Raw genomic sequence first — 15,337 nt, forward strand, 5'->3', positions numbered from 1 at the left:
GAGTGTCGGTGGTGTGGCCAGGGCATGTGCAGTCCGAGAGCGGGTGGCCGGACGTCTCACCATGCGGGAACGCGGAGGCGGATGACGGCCGCTCGTTAAACTGAGCCGACACACACGGACTGAGCGAGGAGCGCACGTGGGCCTTGTCGTGCAGAAGTACGGAGGCTCCTCCGTAGCCGATGCCGAGGGCATCAAGCGCGTCGCCAAGCGGATCGTGGAAGCGAAGAAGAACGGCCACCAGGTGGTCGTCGTCGTTTCCGCGATGGGCGACACGACGGACGAGCTGATCGATCTCGCCGAGCAGGTATCGCCGATGCCTGCCGGGCGTGAGTTCGACATGCTGCTGACCGCCGGAGAGCGTATCTCCATGGCGCTGCTGGCCATGGCGATCAAAAACCTGGGCCACGAGGCCCAGAGCTTCACCGGCAGCCAGGCAGGCGTCATCACCGACTCGGTCCACAACAAAGCCCGGATCATCGACGTCACCCCGGGCCGGATCCGGGACTCGGTGGACCAGGGCAACATCGCCATCGTCGCCGGCTTCCAGGGCGTCAGCCAGGACAAGAAGGACATCACCACGCTCGGTCGCGGTGGTTCCGACACCACGGCGGTGGCCCTCGCGGCCGCCCTCGACGCCGAGGTCTGCGAGATCTACACCGACGTCGACGGTGTGTTCACCGCCGACCCGCGGGTGGTGAAGAAGGCGCAGAAGATCGACTGGATCTCCTTCGAGGACATGCTGGAGCTCGCCGCCTCCGGTTCGAAGGTGCTGCTCCACCGGTGCGTGGAGTACGCCCGCCGCTACAACATCCCGATCCACGTGCGCTCCTCCTTCAGTGGGCTGAGGGGCACCTGGGTCAGCAGTGAGCCGATCGAGCAAGGGGACCAGAAGGTGGAGCAGGCCATCATCTCCGGTGTCGCGCACGACACCTCCGAGGCCAAGATCACGGTCGTCGGTGTGCCGGACAAGCCGGGCGAGGCCGCGACGATCTTCCGCACGATCTCCGACGCCGAGATCAACATCGACATGATCGTGCAGAACGTGTCCGCGGCCTCCACCGGTCTGACGGACATCTCCTTCACGCTGCCGAAGACCGAGGGCCGCAAGGCCATCGACGCGCTGGAGAAGAACAAGGCCGGCATCGGCTTCGACTCCCTGCGCTACGACGACCAGATCGGCAAGATCTCCCTCGTAGGCGCCGGGATGAAGACCAACCCCGGGGTCACGGCCTCCTTCTTCGAGGCGCTGTCCGACGCGGGCGTGAACATCGAGCTGATCTCGACCTCCGAGATCCGCATCTCGGTCGTCACGCGTGCCGACGACGTGGCCGAGGCGGTGCGCGCCGTGCACAGCGCCTTCGGTCTCGACTCCGACAGCGACGAGGCCGTCGTCTACGGGGGCACCGGCCGCTGATGACCGAGGGTGCCGGGCGTACCGGCAGGCCGACGCTCGCGGTCGTGGGGGCGACCGGGGTCGTCGGCACGGTCATGCTCCAGATCCTGTCCCAGCACGCGGACATCTGGGGCGAGATCCGTCTGATCGCCTCGCCGCGCTCGGCCGGCCGCAAGCTGGCCGTGCGCGGCGAGCAGGTCGAGGTGGTGGCCCTGTCGGAGGAGGCCTTCGACGGGGTCGACGTCGCCATGTTCGACGTACCGGACGAGGTGGCCGCGCAGTGGGCGCCGATCGCCGCCGCCCGCGGGGTCGTCGTCGTGGACAACTCGGCCGCCTTCCGGATGGACCCGGACGTGCCGCTCGTGGTGCCCGAGGTCAATCCGCACGCGGCCCGCGTCAGGCCGCGCGGCATCATCGCCAACCCCAACTGCACGACCCTCTCCATGATCGTCGCCCTCGGCGCGCTGCACGCCGAGTTCGGGCTGCGTGAACTGGTGGTGTCCAGTTACCAGGCCGTCAGCGGCGCCGGACGCGCCGGTGTCGAGACCTTGCGGCAGCAGCTGTCCCTGGTCGCCGGCACGGAACTCGGGACCAGTCCCGGTGACGTACGGCGGGCCGTGGGCGACAACACCGGGCCGTTCCCGGAGCCGGTCGCGCTGAACGTCGTGCCGTGGGCGGGGTCCCTGGACGAGGACGGCTGGTCGTCCGAGGAGATGAAGGTCCGCAACGAGTCCCGCAAGATCCTCGGACTGCCCAGGCTGCCGGTCGCCGTGACCTGCGTACGGGTGCCGGTGGTGAGCGTGCACTCCCTCACCGTCCACGCCCGTTTCGAGGACGAGGTCACCGTCGGCAAGGCGAGGGAGATCCTCGCCACCGCCCCCGGTGTGGTCCTCTTCGACGACCCGGCGGCGGGGGAGTTCCCCACGCCGGCCGACGTCGTGGGCACCGATCCGACCTGGGTCGGCCGGGTGCGGCGGGCGCTCGACGACCCCACCGCTCTCGAACTCTTCGTGTGCGGGGACAACCTCCGCAAAGGCTCCGCGCTCAACACCGCCCAGCTCGCGGAGCTGGTGGCGGCGGAGTTCCTGTGACGTTTCAGCCGGCTGCGACGCTGGGTGTAACGCGAGACACGTGGTGATGGGAGCGGTTACCGCCGGAAAAGTCCTGGCCGAAACCGCGTTCGTTTGTAGGATCTGTGTGAAACGTGTGATGCGGACGATGGTCCGTACCACTTGAATCGTGCCGTCCAGGCGTTCGAAAATTTGCCTCCCCGTCCTCCGCAACCATGCGGTGGGCGGGGAGCGTCTTTGCGGACGCCCTTTCAGGGGGCGCGGGGATGTTTCACGGGGCGTGGGGACGCTCCGGTCATTCAGGACATAGGGGAAGAGCGGGTAGGGCATGAGCGCGTTTGACGCACGGTCAGTTGTGCTGCCTGACAGAAGACGGACAGTCGCGTACAACCCTGATGGGGTCACGTGTGTCCAACTGGCGTGGCTGAGGTACTCGACTTCATTGCAGCTCCCCGCGGCGCGGCCCTCCGGCCGGCCGGCGCGGCGCTCCGACCCCGCATGCCCGGTACGCCCGGCGGCATGCCGGTGATCGCGCCCATGCCCGCCGCGCGGCCCGCCCGCATCCCGAACCAGCGCGACGGCGCGGAGGACACGGTGGCGGCGGGGACCACCGTCGACCACCTCACGGAGACCTACCGGGCGCACTACAGCTCGCTGCTGCGCCTGGCCGCCCTCCTCCTCGACGACACCGCCTCCTGCGAGGACGTCGTCCAGGAGGCCTTCATCCGCGTCCACTCCGCGCGCAAACGTGTCCGTGACCGGGAGAAGACCCTCGCGTATCTGCGCCAGACGGTCGTCAACCTCTCCCGCTCGGCCCTGCGCCGCCGCATACTCGGCCTGAAGCTGCTCTCCAAGCCGATGCCCGACATGGCCAGCGCCGAGGAGGGCGCCTACGACCAGCTGGAGCGCGACTCCCTGATCAAGGCGATGAAGGGCCTCCAGCGCCGCCAGCGCGAGGTCCTGGTCCTGCGGTACTTCGCCGACATGACCGAGGCGCAGGTCGCCGAGACGCTCGGGATATCGCTGGGCTCCGTCAAGGCGTACGGCTCGCGCGGCATCGCCGCCCTGCGGGTCGCCATGGAGGCACCGGCATGAGCGGGGACAAGGACCACACCGAGGGGCGGCGTCATCTGCACGTCCCTCACGAGCCCTATGAATGGCGCGAGCCGACAGAGCGGTCGGACAAGCAGGCGCCGAAGCAATCGCACGCTGGGAACGGAACTGTGAACCACGGCCTCGACGACCAGAGCCCCACCGGGCTCGACTCGGACGAGCTGGCACTGCGCAACCTGCTGCACCAGGCGGTCCAGGAGATCGAGCCGAGCGACGGCACTCTGGACCACCTGCGGAAGGCGGTGCCCGCCCGCCGGGCACGCAAGCGGCAGGCAGTCGTCGGCATGGCGGCCGCGGCCCTCTTCGTCGGCACCGCCATCCCGGCCCTCGTGCACGTGTCCAACTCCACCGGAGCCAACGCCGACCCGTCAGTGGCCGGCCACTACTCGCAGGCCCAGGGCGGCGCCGGTGAGGGCAAGGGCCCGGACGGCGGCGAGAGCACCTCCGGCGGCTCCGCCGGCAAGACCGAAGGCAAGGACAAGAACGACCCGAAGGCGGAGGACAAGGGCAAGGGCACCGGTACCGGTCCCGGATCGACCAGCGGCGCCGATCCGTCCGCCCCCAGCGCGACGAGTGCCTCCGTCTGCACGGCCGCCGAGCTCGGCTCGGTCACCCACGCCGTCGACGCCCCGGACTCCGTCGGCTCGGTCTACGGCACCTTCACCTTCACCAACACCTCCGCGGCCGACTGCACGGTCGGCGGCCCGGGCACGGTCTCCCCGGCCGCCGTGGGCGCCGCGGACTCCGCCAAGATCCACGCGGCCCGGCATGTCGCCGGGGACGCGGCGGCGAGCCTGCCCGACCCGGCCCTGGAGGTCGCCTCGCTGGTGCTCAAGCCGGGCTCCAGCTACCAGGTGAAGTTCGCCTGGGTGCCCTCGGAGACCTGCCCCACCGTCACCGACCCGACCACCGAGCCGACGCCCGACCCCACGCCCACGGAACCCACCGGCAACGGCGGCACCTCCACCGGCGGCGACACCGGCACCGCCACCCAGCTCACCACCGCAGACGGCACCGCCGACGGAAGTGTCGTCGTCACCGGCGCGGCAGAGGGCGGAGCCCCGTCGGACTCGGCGACCATCTCCAACGCGTGCGCGGGGACGGTGTACTGGACGGGCGTACTGGCGGGGGCGTGACACGGCTGCCCCAGGGGCAGCCCCGCGTCCTTGCTCCCGGGGCACTCGCTCCCGGGCCACCCGCTCCCGGCGTCACTTGCTCCCGGCGTCCACGGTGACCGGCTCCTCGGCCTCCTGCACCAGCCCCAGCTCCGCGTCGCGCTGGAACTCCACCTCGCGTCGCAGCAGCCGGAACCACATGAACACCACGAACCCGGCGAACACGAACCACTCCCCGGTGTACCCCAGGTTCTGGAACGCCTTCAGATCGAGTCCCGTGTCGGCGGGCGCGCTCACCGGCACGGCCGTCATCCCCGAGTCCGCCGTGTCCAGGGTGACCCACGCGTCGTACACGTCGTACGGCACCAGGTTCACCAGCGACGCCGCGCTGATCGCCGCGGTCTGCCCGGCGGGCAACCCGCTCCGCGCGCTGACCCCGTTGTCCCCGGGGGTCTCGGACGCCTGGAGCGCTCCCGTGACGGTGATCTCCCCGCGCGGCGCGGCGGGAGCCTTCGCCGGATCGGGGCTGCCGGGCAGCCAGCCGCGGACGACGGGCAGCGCCTTGCCGCCGTCGGTGCGCAGCAGGGTCAGGACGTAGTAGCCCTTCCGGTCGTCCAGTTCACGGTCCGGTACCAGCAACTGCCGGTCGTAGCGCCCGGTGGCGGTGACCTGCTTGCCGAAGGTGGCCTTGTCCACCGGCAGCAGTTCCGCCAGCGGGCGCGCGGCCTCCTTCTCGTTGGCCGAGGCCTGCGCGTCCGCGCTCTGGTGGCCCTGCACCCGGTCCTCGAACCGGCTCAGCTGCCATGACCCCATGAAGATGCAGAAGGGGATGGCGAGCAGCACGAAGACGTTGATCCCCCACCATCGGGGCGTCAGCAGAAACCGGTACACGCCTTCAAAGGTACGGGGCGCCGCCGCGGGGCAGGCCCGCGGGGTCGCACCGGTCAGTAGCGCTCGACGAGATGGTCCCGGCCCGCGGGCGGCTCGTACGGCTCCGGCCAGAAGTCGGTGATCGCCGATATCCGCCCGTGCTCGTCACCCGTGAAGAACGAGATGGCGTACATCTCCTCCAGCCCCACCGTGAAGTGGGTCCAGGTGACGACCTGCTCCGGCTCGGCGACGATCCGCTCGATCCGAAGGTGCCAGTCGCCCGGATACTCCCGGTTGAACTCGACGTACCGCTCCCGCCCACTGATCCGCTCCCGCGTCTGCGGCAGCGTGTACACCACGTCCTCGGCCAGGGTGTCCGCGAACGTGTCCCAGTCCCGGGCCTCGGCGGTGGCCCAGAAGCTCTCGACTGTCTTGCGCAGCTCGGTCATGCGGACGAGTCTGCACCCCGCCACTGACAATCGGCCTCCGGCGGGCGCTCGCCCCGGCTCCGGCCCGCGGGAACGTAAGGGGAGTGCGAGAGCCCGGTCGAAGTTATCCACAGGCTGGGGGCCGGGGCGTCGCTTTGTCGGCCGGTGCGGGCAGTATGGGGCCATGACTGAGAGCAACGGGTCCGCCGCACCTGAGCGGAACGAGGAGATGCCGGACTGGGAGAAGCGCTTCCGGGCGCCACGGGTGTCACTGCCCGACTGGGCGGAGGACGCACCGGACCGCTCGCTGTTCGTGTCGAACGCGACGGGGACCTACGAGCTGTACGCCTGGGACCGCGCGACAGGCGAACAGCGCCAGGTCACCGACCGGCCGAACGGCACGACGGACGGCGTGCTCTCCCCGGACGGCCGGTGGATCTGGTGGTTCGACGACAAGGACGGCGACGAGTTCGGTGTCTGGCGCAGACAGCCCTTCGGCGGCGGCGAGGACGAGCTCGCCACCCCGGGCCTCGACGCGTCCTACCCGGCGGGTCTGGCCCTGGGCCGCGACGGCCGTACGGCGGTCGTGGGCCGGTCGACCGACGAGGACGGTACGACGATCCATCTCGCGCGCACCGGCCAGGAGCCGGTGGAGATCTACCGCCACCGCGAGTCGGCCGGCGTCGGCGACCTAGCGCACGACGGTTCGCTGATCGCCATCGAGCACACCGAGCACGGCGACGCGATGCACTCCGCGCTGCGCGTGGTGCGCCCCGACGGCACGGCGGTCGCCGAGATGGACGACACCAAGGGCGGCACCGAGGAACTGGGCCTGGAGGTGCTGGGCTTCGCACCGGTCGACGGGGACACCCGGCTGCTCATCGGCCACCAGCGCCGGGGCCGCTGGGAGCCCCTGGTGTGGGACGTGGCCACGGGCGAGGAGACGGACCTCGCCCTGGACCTGCCCGGTGACGTCGGCGCCGAGTGGTACCCGGACGGCTCGGGCCTGCTCGTCTCGCACAGTCACGAGGCCCGCGGCGAGCTCTTCCGCTACGACCTGGCGACCCGTGAGCTCGTCAAGGTCCCGACCCCGCCCGGCACCGTGTCCGGGGCGACGGCCCGCCCGGACGGCACCGTGGAGTACCTCTGGTCCTCGGCCGCCGAGCCGTCGACCGTCCGCTCCACCACGGGCAAGGCCGTCCTGGACCCGCCCGGCATGAAGTCCCCGGGATCCGTCCCGGTGGAGGACGTGTGGGTGGAGGGCCCCGGCGGCCGCATCCACGCGCTGGTCCAGAGGCCGGCGGGCGCCACCGGTCCGCTGCCCACCGTCTTCGACATCCACGGCGGTCCCACCTGGCACGACAGCGACGCCTTCGCGGCGGGACCGGCGGCCTGGGTCGACCACGGATACGCGGTCGTCCGCGTCAACTACCGCGGCTCCACCGGCTACGGCCGCGCCTGGACCGACGCCCTCAAGCACCGGGTCGGGCTGATCGAGCTGGAGGACATCGCGGCCGTTCGCGAGTGGGCGATCGGCTCCGGCCTCGCCGACCCCGCCCGGCTGGTCCTCACCGGCGGTTCCTGGGGCGGCTACCTCACCCTCCTCGGCCTCGGCACCCAGCCGGATGCATGGGCCCTCGGCATCGCGGCGGTACCGGTCGCCGACTACGTCACCGCGTACCACGACGAGATGGAAGCGCTGAAGGCCATGGACCGGACGCTGCTCGGCGGCACCCCGGAAGAGGTCCCGGAGCGCTTCGAGGCGTCCTCCCCGCTGACCTACGTCGACCAGGTCAAGGCGCCCGTCTACATCTCGGCCGGCGTCAACGACCCCCGCTGCCCGATCCGCCAGATCGACAACTACGTCAAGCGGCTGGAGACGAGAGAGGCGGTGCACGAGGTGTACCGGTACGACGCGGGGCACGGCTCGCTGGTGGTGGACGAGCGGATCAAGCAGGTGAAGCTGGAACTGGACTTCGCGGAGAGGCACTTGGGCGGACAGCGATAACTCCGGGTGCGGGCCGGTGCGGGGTGGGGTGGGTGCGGGTGCGGTCGCCGTCGGCTCCGCCCCGCACCCGGTCCCTTCAGGTCCCCGCCCGCTCCCTCCGAGCCCGCCGGCCGAGCAGTTCCGCCATGCCTCGCCGGGTGGCCGCCAGCACCACCCGGTCCGAACCGCGCAGCACATACGTGTCCGGCAGATCCCACACCAGCCCGGAATCCCCGGGCACCCGCCCCTCCTCGGCCGCCCGCTGCTCCCGCCGCCCCCCGGCGGAAGCACCGGCCGTGTCCAGGGCCAGCACCCGCCAGGCCCCCGCCCGGAAGGCCTCCCCGACGGTCTTGCCCTCCAGCTGGGGATGGCCGCCCACCTCCAGCGCGGCGAACAGCAGCACCCGCCGCTCCACCGGGATGGCGCCGAGGATCTGCCGCCCCATCATCGCTCCGGCGAAGGCGGGCGCGGCCATGTAGGACACGCTGCGACTGCGCGTGGAGGCCCGGGGGTTCGCGGCCCTCAGGGTGCGGTACACGGCGGTCGCGAAGTCGTCGTCGTACAGGCGCAGGACGACGCGCAGGTCCGGCCGTACGGACCGGGCGTAGAGGGCGGCCTCCAAGTTGGTGGTGTCGGCGCTGGTGACCGCGAGGAGGGTGCGGGCGCGGTGGATCTTGGCGGCTTCCAGGACGCCTTCCTGGGTGACGTCGCCGAGGATGACCGGGACCCGCAGCCGGCGTGCGGTGGGCAGGCCGCGCGCGTCGGGGTCGGCCTCGACGCAGACCACCGGGATGTGGAGTTCGCGCAGCTGGGTCAGCACCCGGGTGCCGATCTTGCCGAGGCCGAGGAGGACGACGTGGCCGCCGAGACCACGCGGCGGCTTGCGCAGCGCGGAGGCGGTCCGGAAGGTGCCCAGGGCCTCCAGCACCGCGGCCAGCAGTACAGGAAGGAGCAGCAGGCCGACCAGCCCGGACAGGAGTTGGAGGATCTGCCGGCCGGTGGACTGGCCGAGGGCGGGGTCGTCGATGGCGAAGAGATCGAGCAGCGTGAGGTAGAAGGCGCCCAGCGGGTGCATGTCGGTGACCAGCCACAGCGCCACCGCCAGCGCGAGCACGGCGCCCACGAGACCTGCCAGCGACCAGCGCAGCCGGCGGGAGAACAGGGAGGCGAACGGGGGCACGATGCCGCGTCCGGAGGACAGGGCGGGCCCGGAGTAGGACACCTGCTCCAGCACCACGGTCCCGCGTCCGGTGGCCGCCCGGACCGCCGCCGCGTCCGGCAGCAGCTGCGGCCCGTGCTCACCGCTGCCGTCCGTACCGTCCGCGCCCGTCGGGTCGTTGCCGGTCGGCTCGTTGCCGGTCGGCGAGAGGAGCGCGAGCGTGGCCAGTCCGGGATCGGCCACCGCCCCCGGGCCCGGCGCCGGCCGCTCCACCGCGCGCAGCAACAGCCCGTCGGTCTGCACGACCTTGCTGGTGCCGACCAGGGCGGTGGCGGCCAGCGCGGGCGCGGCGGTGTCGGCGTCGGACAGCACGGTCGTGGAGGCGTCGTAGGCCGCGGCCGGGCCCGTGGTGCCGCCGGTGGCCAACGCGGCCGCCTGGTCGAGGAGTTCCTCTATGTGCTGGCCCAACCGCCGGTTGTACAGCCGCAGGACGAGCCGCAGCCGGGGGTTGATCCGGCGGGCGGTGAGGGCGGCACGGATGTTGGTCTCGTCGTCGTCGTACACCAGGGCCAGCGCCGCCGCACGGTCCACGCCCGCCTCGACGAGCGCGGCCTCGGTCGCCTCGGCGGCCTCCACCAGGCGTACCTCGCCGGACGGTTCACCGCCGTTGCCGCCGGCCCGGCTCACGGCCGCGTTGACCATGCGGTCCAGCAGCGCCGAGGCCGCGCGGGCCCGGCCGACCACCGGAGTGCGTACCGTGCGCTCGGAGGGCGGGACGACGAGCGTGACCTGCTCGCCGTAGACACCGCGCAGTTCGGCGGCGAGCCGGTGCGCGAGTCCGTCGTCACCGCACACCACCATGTGCGCGCCCGGGTCACCCGGCGGACTCTGATTCGGAAGGCTCACCACGAGGGGAAAGACTGCCTCAAAGAGACGGGTGGTTCCACCAGGAGCTGCCCAGGGAGTGCACCATGCGCTGAACGCCCCCGCCTCGCCCGCCGTACTGGAGGGGAGGGAGACCAGCACCCTTGAGCATCGCCGGAGGTACCTCGCCCGTGGCCATCACCAAGCCGGCCCCGCCGGCCGCCGACGAGCGCGCCGGTCCGTCGCGCGGGAGCGAGGGGCCGCGGCTCGACTCCCCGCTCGCGCTGACCCTGTTGCTGATCCTGCTGGTGCTGGCGCAGGGCCCGATCCGGCAGGCGCTGTCCGCGCCGGTGATGCAGAGCTGGATGACCGTGTTCGTCGCGGTGATGGTGCAGGCGCTGCCCTTCCTGGTGCTGGGGGTGCTGCTGTCGGCGGCCATCGCGGTGTTCGTCCCGCCGTCGTTCTTCGCCCGCGCGCTGCCGAAGCGGCCCGCGCTGGCGGTCCCGGTGGCCGGGGCGGCGGGCGTGGTCCTGCCGGGCTGCGAGTGCGCGTCCGTGCCGGTGGCGGGGGCGCTGGTGCGGCGGGGTGTCGCGCCGGCCGCCGCGCTGACGTTCCTGCTGTCCGCCCCCGCGATCAACCCGATCGTCCTGACGGCGACCGCCGTCGCCTTCCCGAACGACCCCGAGATGGTTCTCGCCCGGCTCGTCGCGAGCCTGCTGGTGGCCTGCGCGATGGGCTGGCTGTGGCAGCGGCTCGGCCGCGCCGACTGGCTGCGCCCGCCCGCCCGCGCCGCCTACGACGGCCAGAGCCGGGGCGCCGCGTTCTGGGGGTCGGTCCGGCACGACGTGATGCACGCGGGCGGGTTCCTGGTCGTGGGCGCGATGGCGGCGGCCACGCTCAAGGCCGTCGTACCGGAGGAATGGCTGAGCGCGGCGGCGGACAACCCGGTGGTGTCGGTGCTCGCGCTCGCGGTCCTCGCCGTGCTGCTGTCGATCTGCTCGGAGGCGGACGCGTTCGTGGCGGCCTCGCTGTCGCAGTTCTCCCTCACCGCGCGGCTGGCGTTCCTGGTGGTCGGCCCGATGGTCGACCTGAAGCTGTTCGCGATGCAGGCGGGCACCTTCGGCCGCGGCTTCGCGCTGCGGTTCGCCCCCACCACCTTCGTCCTGGCCGTCGCCGTGTCGGTCCTGACCGGGGCGGTGCTCCTGTGAGCCGGCAGGCCCAGGCGGCGGTCCTGTTCCTGCTCGGCGCGTCCCTGCTGCACGCAGGCTTCACCGACCTGTACCTGCGCTACGTCAAGGTCGGCCTGCGCCCGATGCTGCTGGCCTCCGGTGCCGTACTGATCGCGGCGGCGCTGGCGACCGTCTGGTACGAGTGGCGGGCCAGGAAGACCGCACCCGAGCACGCGGAGGACGGCCACACAGGTGACACCGGCCACACGGATCGCACGGATCACACCGGCCACGCCCACCGCGAGCCCCGCGTCTCCTGGCTCCTCGTCCTCCCCCTCTTCGCCCTGATCCTGGTCGCCCCGCCGGCCCTCGGCTCCTACAGCGCCCTGCGCACCGGCACGGCCCTGCAACAGCCGTACGGCTACGCCGAGCTGCCCGCCGACGGGGCGCTGCGGCTCAGCCTGGTCGACTACGCGGGCCGCGCCGTCTACGACCACGGGCGGACGCTGAAGGGCCGGCAGATCAAGGTGGCCGGATTCGTCGCCCTGGACAAGTCGGGCGCCCCCTACCTGGTGCGGATGGCGCTCAGTTGCTGCGCCGCCGACGCGCAGCCGGTGAAGGTCGGCCTGACCGGCCGGATCCCGCCGGTGCTGCAACCGGACACCTGGCTGGAGGTCACCGGCACCTACACCGCCCAGCGGACCAAGGACCCGGTGAACAACGGCCCGATCCCCTTCCTCCAGGTCAGCTCCGCCGCACCGGTCCGGGCGCCGCAGGACCCCTACGACGAGACTTGGAACAACTGAGAACAACTGACCGCTACACGAGGGCCGTCGCGAGCCGTTCCAGCGCGGCGGCCTCCCGGCTGCCCGCCGCCGCGCTGAACACGTGCATGACCAGGCCGCTCTCGCCGGGCACGGCCGGCACGTGCAGGGTCTCGAAGTCGAGGTCGAGCAGCCCGGCGGCGGGGTGGCGCAGCCGTTTGCGTCCGGCCGCGCACATCACGACCTCGCCGGAGTCCCAGATCCGCCGGAAGTCGGCGCTGTCGGCGGCCAAGGCGCCGATGAGCGCGGCGAGTTCGGTGTCGTCGGGGTAGCGTGCCGCGGCCACCCGCAGCTGACCCACGGCCTCCGCGGCCCGCTCCTCCCACTCGGGGTGGATCTCGCGCGCGGCCGGGTCGTGGAAGAGGAACCGGGCGTTGTTGCGGTCCCGGCGGGCCGGTTCGGCGAGGCCGCCCATCAGCTCGGCGCCCAGGTCGTTCCAGGCGACGACGTCGAGGCGGTGGTCGGTGACGAAGGCGGGCAGCGGGGCCATGGCCTCCAGGGCCCGCGACAGCACGGGGCCGACCCGCACCCGGGGCGCGGGCTCGGGCCTGCCGGTGGCCAGGGTGTCGAGATACCGGCGTTCCGCCGTGTCCAGGTCCAGCGCCCGGGCGAGCGCGTCGAGGACCTCGGTGGACGGCTGGGTCGCGCGGCCCTGTTCGAGCCGTACGTAGTAGTCCACGCTGATCCCGGCCAACTGGGCCAGCTCCTCGCGCCGCAGCCCGCGCACGCGCCGCCGGCCGCCGCCGTTCAGGCCCGCGCGCTCCGGCGCGACCCGGCCGCGACGGGCGCGCAGGAAACCGCCGAGCGCCTTGCCGTCCCCGATGCCGATCCGGTTGCCGTCCACGTCGTCCACGCCGTCCATGGATTCCAGTATGCGGGGCCGCGTACCTGGGTCTCGCAGTACCAGGATCGCGGTGCCGACGGTTCGAGGGGGTTCTGGCTGAGCGCCCAACACCCGGGAGAACGTGGCGGTATGAAGGAAACCGATCACGGCGGGAAGATCCTCGTCGTCAGCGCCCACCCCGAACCCCGCTCCCTCAACGCGGCCCTCACCGCCTTCGCGGTCGACCACCTCCGTGCGGCCGGGCACGAGGTCCGCGTCTCCGACCTGTACGCGATGAAGTGGAAGGCGACGGTGGACGCCGACGACTTCCCGGACGCAGACGCCTTCTCGGACACCGATGACGTACCGGACCTCGGCGCGGATCGTCGGCTGCACGTGATGGACGCCTCCGAGGAGGCCACCCTGTCCGGCCGGCTGTCCCCGGACATCGCCGCCGAACAGGACAAGCTCCGCTGGTCCGACGCGGTGATCCTCCAGTTCCCGATGTGGTGGTTCTCCGCCCCCGCGATCCTCAAGGGCTGGATCGACCGCGTCTTCACCAGCGGCTTCGCCTACGGCCCGAAGCTCCCGCCGCCCTACGGCCCGGACGCGCCGCTCTCGGGCCGCCGCGCCCTGCTCTCGGTGACCTACGGCGCCCACGAGCGGTCCTTCTCGGACCAGGGCATCCACGGCCGTATCGAGGACGTCCTCCATCCGCTCCAGCACGGCCTGTTCCGGTTCACCGGCATGGCACCGCTCCGGCCGTTCACCGTGCCCGAGGCCAACGCCCTCCCGGCACAGCGGTTCGCCGAGGCACGGGAGGCGTACGGGCGGCGCCTGGACACCCTGTTCACGTCGGAGCCGGTGCCCTTCGAGGCGCCCGGGCGGGGCTGAGCGCCCGGGGTCCATCGGAGTTCACCCGGGTCCATCGGGGTTCAGCGGTCAGTTCTCGTTCTCGTCGGGTTCGTTCTCGTCCTCGTCGCCGCCCGGTTGAGGAGCGGTGGGGGAGGGCACGGTGACGTTCGACAGGCCCGTGGTTCCACCCGGCGTAGGCGTCGCGGCGGGGCTGGTGGCAGGGGGCGTCGTGCCGCCGCTGGGGCTCTCCGCCGAGCTGTGACCGGGGGAGAACCACGCCATGCCCGCGAGCATCGCGGCCACGAAGATCACCACGGCGGCCACGGTAGCCACGACCCTCGGCCGCCGTCTCAGGGCACCCCGGACACCCGATCCCTGGGGTCTTCGGGCCGTCCGGCCATGAGCGGTACGGCCGCCGCGCCCGGCTGTGGACGGCAGCGCGTACGTCGTCGCGGGCCCGGCCTCGGTCGAGAACCCGGCGCCGCCTCCGGCCACGGCCCCGGACGGGAAGCCACCCCCGGCAGCGGCTCCCGTCGGGTACCCGGCGCCACGTCCCGGCGAGAACCCCGCCCGCGCACCGGCCGGGGCACCGGGCCCGGCGGCGGCACCGGATCCGGCGGACGGCGTGGACCCGGGCCTGGGCCTCGACCTGGACCCGGACCCAGACCTGGATCCGGACCCGGACCTGACCCCCGACCTGCTCCCCGCCCTCGCCCCGGTCGCCGGCCCCGACGAAGACCTGGACGCCCCGCCACCCGCCGGCCTCGCATCCGGTCGCGCATCCGGCGTCACATCCGGCAGCGGCTCCGCGCGCCCCTCCCACGCCCCGCCCGCGAACCACTCGGCGACCTGCTCGGCCGTGGGCCGGTCCTCGGGCTTCTTGGCGAGGAGGCCGAGGAGGTAGTTCTCGAAGGCGGGTGGGATCCGGGCACCGCGTTGTCCGGGCGGGACGGGCGCGGTGTCGAGGTGCTGGTGCAGGATCGCCACGGCGGTGTCGGCCTGGAACGGCGGCTGCCCGGTGAGGAGTTGGTAGAGCAGGCAGCCCAGGGCGTACACGTCGGCGGCGGGACCGGCGGGCTGCCCCAGGGCGCGCTCGGGCGCCAGGTAGAGGCTGGTGCCGACGATCTGCCCGGTCGTGGTGAGCGCGCCGGAGGGGTCGTCGACGAAGCGGGCGATGCCGAAGTCGCCGATCTTCAGGGTGCCTTCGGCGTCCAGGAGCAGATTCGCGGGCTTGATGTCCCGGTGCACGATGCCCTGCTGGTGGGCCGCGGCCAGCCCGGCGGCGGCCTGGGCGGCGATCCGGGCCACCCGCCCGGCGGGCAGCGGCCCTTCGGTGGAGAGCAGGCGGGCGAGACTGTCGCCCTCGACCAGCTCCATCACCAGGAAGAGCCGGCCGTCGTACTCGCCGAAGTCGTAGACCCCCACCACGTACGGGTGGTTGAGCCGGCCCGCGGTCTGGGCCTCCAGCCGGAAGCGGGAGGCCGCCGTCGGCTCCGAGCCGTGCGGAAGAAGGAGCTTGACGGCCACCGGCCGGCCGAGCGTCTCGTCGACGGCCCGCCAGACCTCCCCCATCGCGCCGCGCCCGATCGGGTCGTTCAGCCGGTACCGGCCCGCTATCAGCACCTGTTCGTCATCCTCATGCCGTAAGACGTCGCCGCAGGCCGCAA

13 protein-coding genes are annotated in these 15,337 nt (G+C 72.5%); 8 read left to right on the plus strand and 5 right to left on the minus strand.

All coding sequences use genetic code 11. The features are described from left to right. The first annotated feature begins 136 nt into the window (after nucleotides 1-136). The 4 genes from SLINC_RS24760 to SLINC_RS24775 all read left to right on the plus strand — a co-directional run bounded on the left by SLINC_RS24760 (nucleotide 137) and on the right by SLINC_RS24775 (nucleotide 4,712). Nucleotides 137-1,414, plus strand: a complete 1,278-nt coding sequence (locus tag SLINC_RS24760; protein WP_067437191.1) for an aspartate kinase — start codon at nucleotides 137-139, stop codon at nucleotides 1,412-1,414. Then, nucleotides 1,414-2,484, plus strand: a complete 1,071-nt coding sequence (locus tag SLINC_RS24765; RefSeq protein WP_067437194.1) for an aspartate-semialdehyde dehydrogenase — start codon at nucleotides 1,414-1,416, stop codon at nucleotides 2,482-2,484. The genes SLINC_RS24760 and SLINC_RS24765 overlap by 1 nt, the downstream gene beginning before the upstream one ends. A 498-nt stretch (nucleotides 2,485-2,982) precedes the next feature. Continuing rightward, nucleotides 2,983-3,558 carry a SigE family RNA polymerase sigma factor gene (locus tag SLINC_RS24770; RefSeq protein ID WP_067437196.1) on the plus strand — a complete coding sequence of 192 codons (576 nt, stop codon included), beginning with the start codon at nucleotides 2,983-2,985 and terminating at the stop codon, nucleotides 3,556-3,558. Nucleotides 3,559-3,686: 128 nt separating this feature from the next. Continuing rightward, a complete protein-coding gene (locus SLINC_RS24775) occupies nucleotides 3,687-4,712 on the plus strand; it encodes a hypothetical protein (RefSeq protein WP_067437199.1) in 1,026 nt (341 codons plus the stop codon). A 72-nt stretch (nucleotides 4,713-4,784) separates the two neighbouring features. On the opposite strand, the gene SLINC_RS24780 is transcribed toward SLINC_RS24775, so the two are convergent. Both SLINC_RS24780 and SLINC_RS24785 read right to left on the minus strand, forming a co-directional pair. Next, nucleotides 4,785-5,582 (minus strand): SURF1 family protein, encoded by a 798-nt coding sequence (locus SLINC_RS24780; RefSeq protein ID WP_067437203.1) that lies wholly within the window; start codon nucleotides 5,580-5,582, stop codon nucleotides 4,785-4,787. Between the two features lie 53 nt (nucleotides 5,583-5,635). Beyond that, entirely contained in the window at nucleotides 5,636-6,010 is a 375-nt protein-coding gene (locus tag SLINC_RS24785; RefSeq protein ID WP_067437206.1) for a nuclear transport factor 2 family protein, read from the minus strand. Nucleotides 6,011-6,173: 163 nt separating this feature from the next. Here SLINC_RS24785 and SLINC_RS24790 point away from each other — a divergent pair, with 163 nt between their 5' ends. Then, nucleotides 6,174-7,997, plus strand: a complete 1,824-nt coding sequence (locus SLINC_RS24790) for a S9 family peptidase (protein WP_067437208.1) — start codon at nucleotides 6,174-6,176, stop codon at nucleotides 7,995-7,997. 76 nt (nucleotides 7,998-8,073) lie between these two features. Here SLINC_RS24790 and SLINC_RS24795 read toward each other — a convergent pair whose 3' ends face one another. Next, a complete protein-coding gene (locus tag SLINC_RS24795; protein ID WP_067437210.1) occupies nucleotides 8,074-9,996 on the minus strand; it encodes an NAD-binding protein in 1,923 nt (640 codons plus the stop codon). A 194-nt stretch (nucleotides 9,997-10,190) separates the two neighbouring features. Between SLINC_RS24795 and SLINC_RS24800 the strand changes: the two genes are divergently transcribed. Together SLINC_RS24800 and SLINC_RS24805 are read left to right on the plus strand one after the other, a co-directional pair. After that, the gene (locus tag SLINC_RS24800; RefSeq protein ID WP_067445684.1) at nucleotides 10,191-11,207 is read left to right on the plus strand and encodes a permease; all 1,017 of its coding nucleotides are present in this window, start codon (nucleotides 10,191-10,193) and stop codon (nucleotides 11,205-11,207) included. After that, a complete protein-coding gene (locus SLINC_RS24805; protein ID WP_067437211.1) occupies nucleotides 11,204-11,974 on the plus strand; it encodes a TIGR03943 family putative permease subunit in 771 nt (256 codons plus the stop codon). The genes SLINC_RS24800 and SLINC_RS24805 overlap by 4 nt, the downstream gene beginning before the upstream one ends. Nucleotides 11,975-11,987: 13 nt before the next feature. Here the strand turns inward: SLINC_RS24805 and SLINC_RS24810 are convergent, their stop codons facing one another. After that, the gene (locus SLINC_RS24810; protein WP_067437214.1) at nucleotides 11,988-12,854 is read right to left on the minus strand and encodes a helix-turn-helix domain-containing protein; all 867 of its coding nucleotides are present in this window, start codon (nucleotides 12,852-12,854) and stop codon (nucleotides 11,988-11,990) included. Between the two features lie 111 nt (nucleotides 12,855-12,965). Between SLINC_RS24810 and SLINC_RS24815 the strand changes: the two genes are divergently transcribed. Then, entirely contained in the window at nucleotides 12,966-13,709 is a 744-nt protein-coding gene (locus SLINC_RS24815; RefSeq protein ID WP_079164708.1) for an NAD(P)H-dependent oxidoreductase, read from the plus strand. Nucleotides 13,710-13,757: 48 nt separating this feature from the next. On the opposite strand, the gene SLINC_RS50245 is transcribed toward SLINC_RS24815, so the two are convergent. Beyond that, nucleotides 13,758-15,293, minus strand: a complete 1,536-nt coding sequence (locus SLINC_RS50245; RefSeq protein WP_079164709.1) for a serine/threonine-protein kinase — start codon at nucleotides 15,291-15,293, stop codon at nucleotides 13,758-13,760. Nucleotides 15,294-15,337: the final 44 nt, after the last annotated feature.

This window comes from Streptomyces lincolnensis, from assembly GCF_001685355.1.
Lineage (GTDB): Bacteria > Actinomycetota > Actinomycetes > Streptomycetales > Streptomycetaceae > Streptomyces > Streptomyces lincolnensis.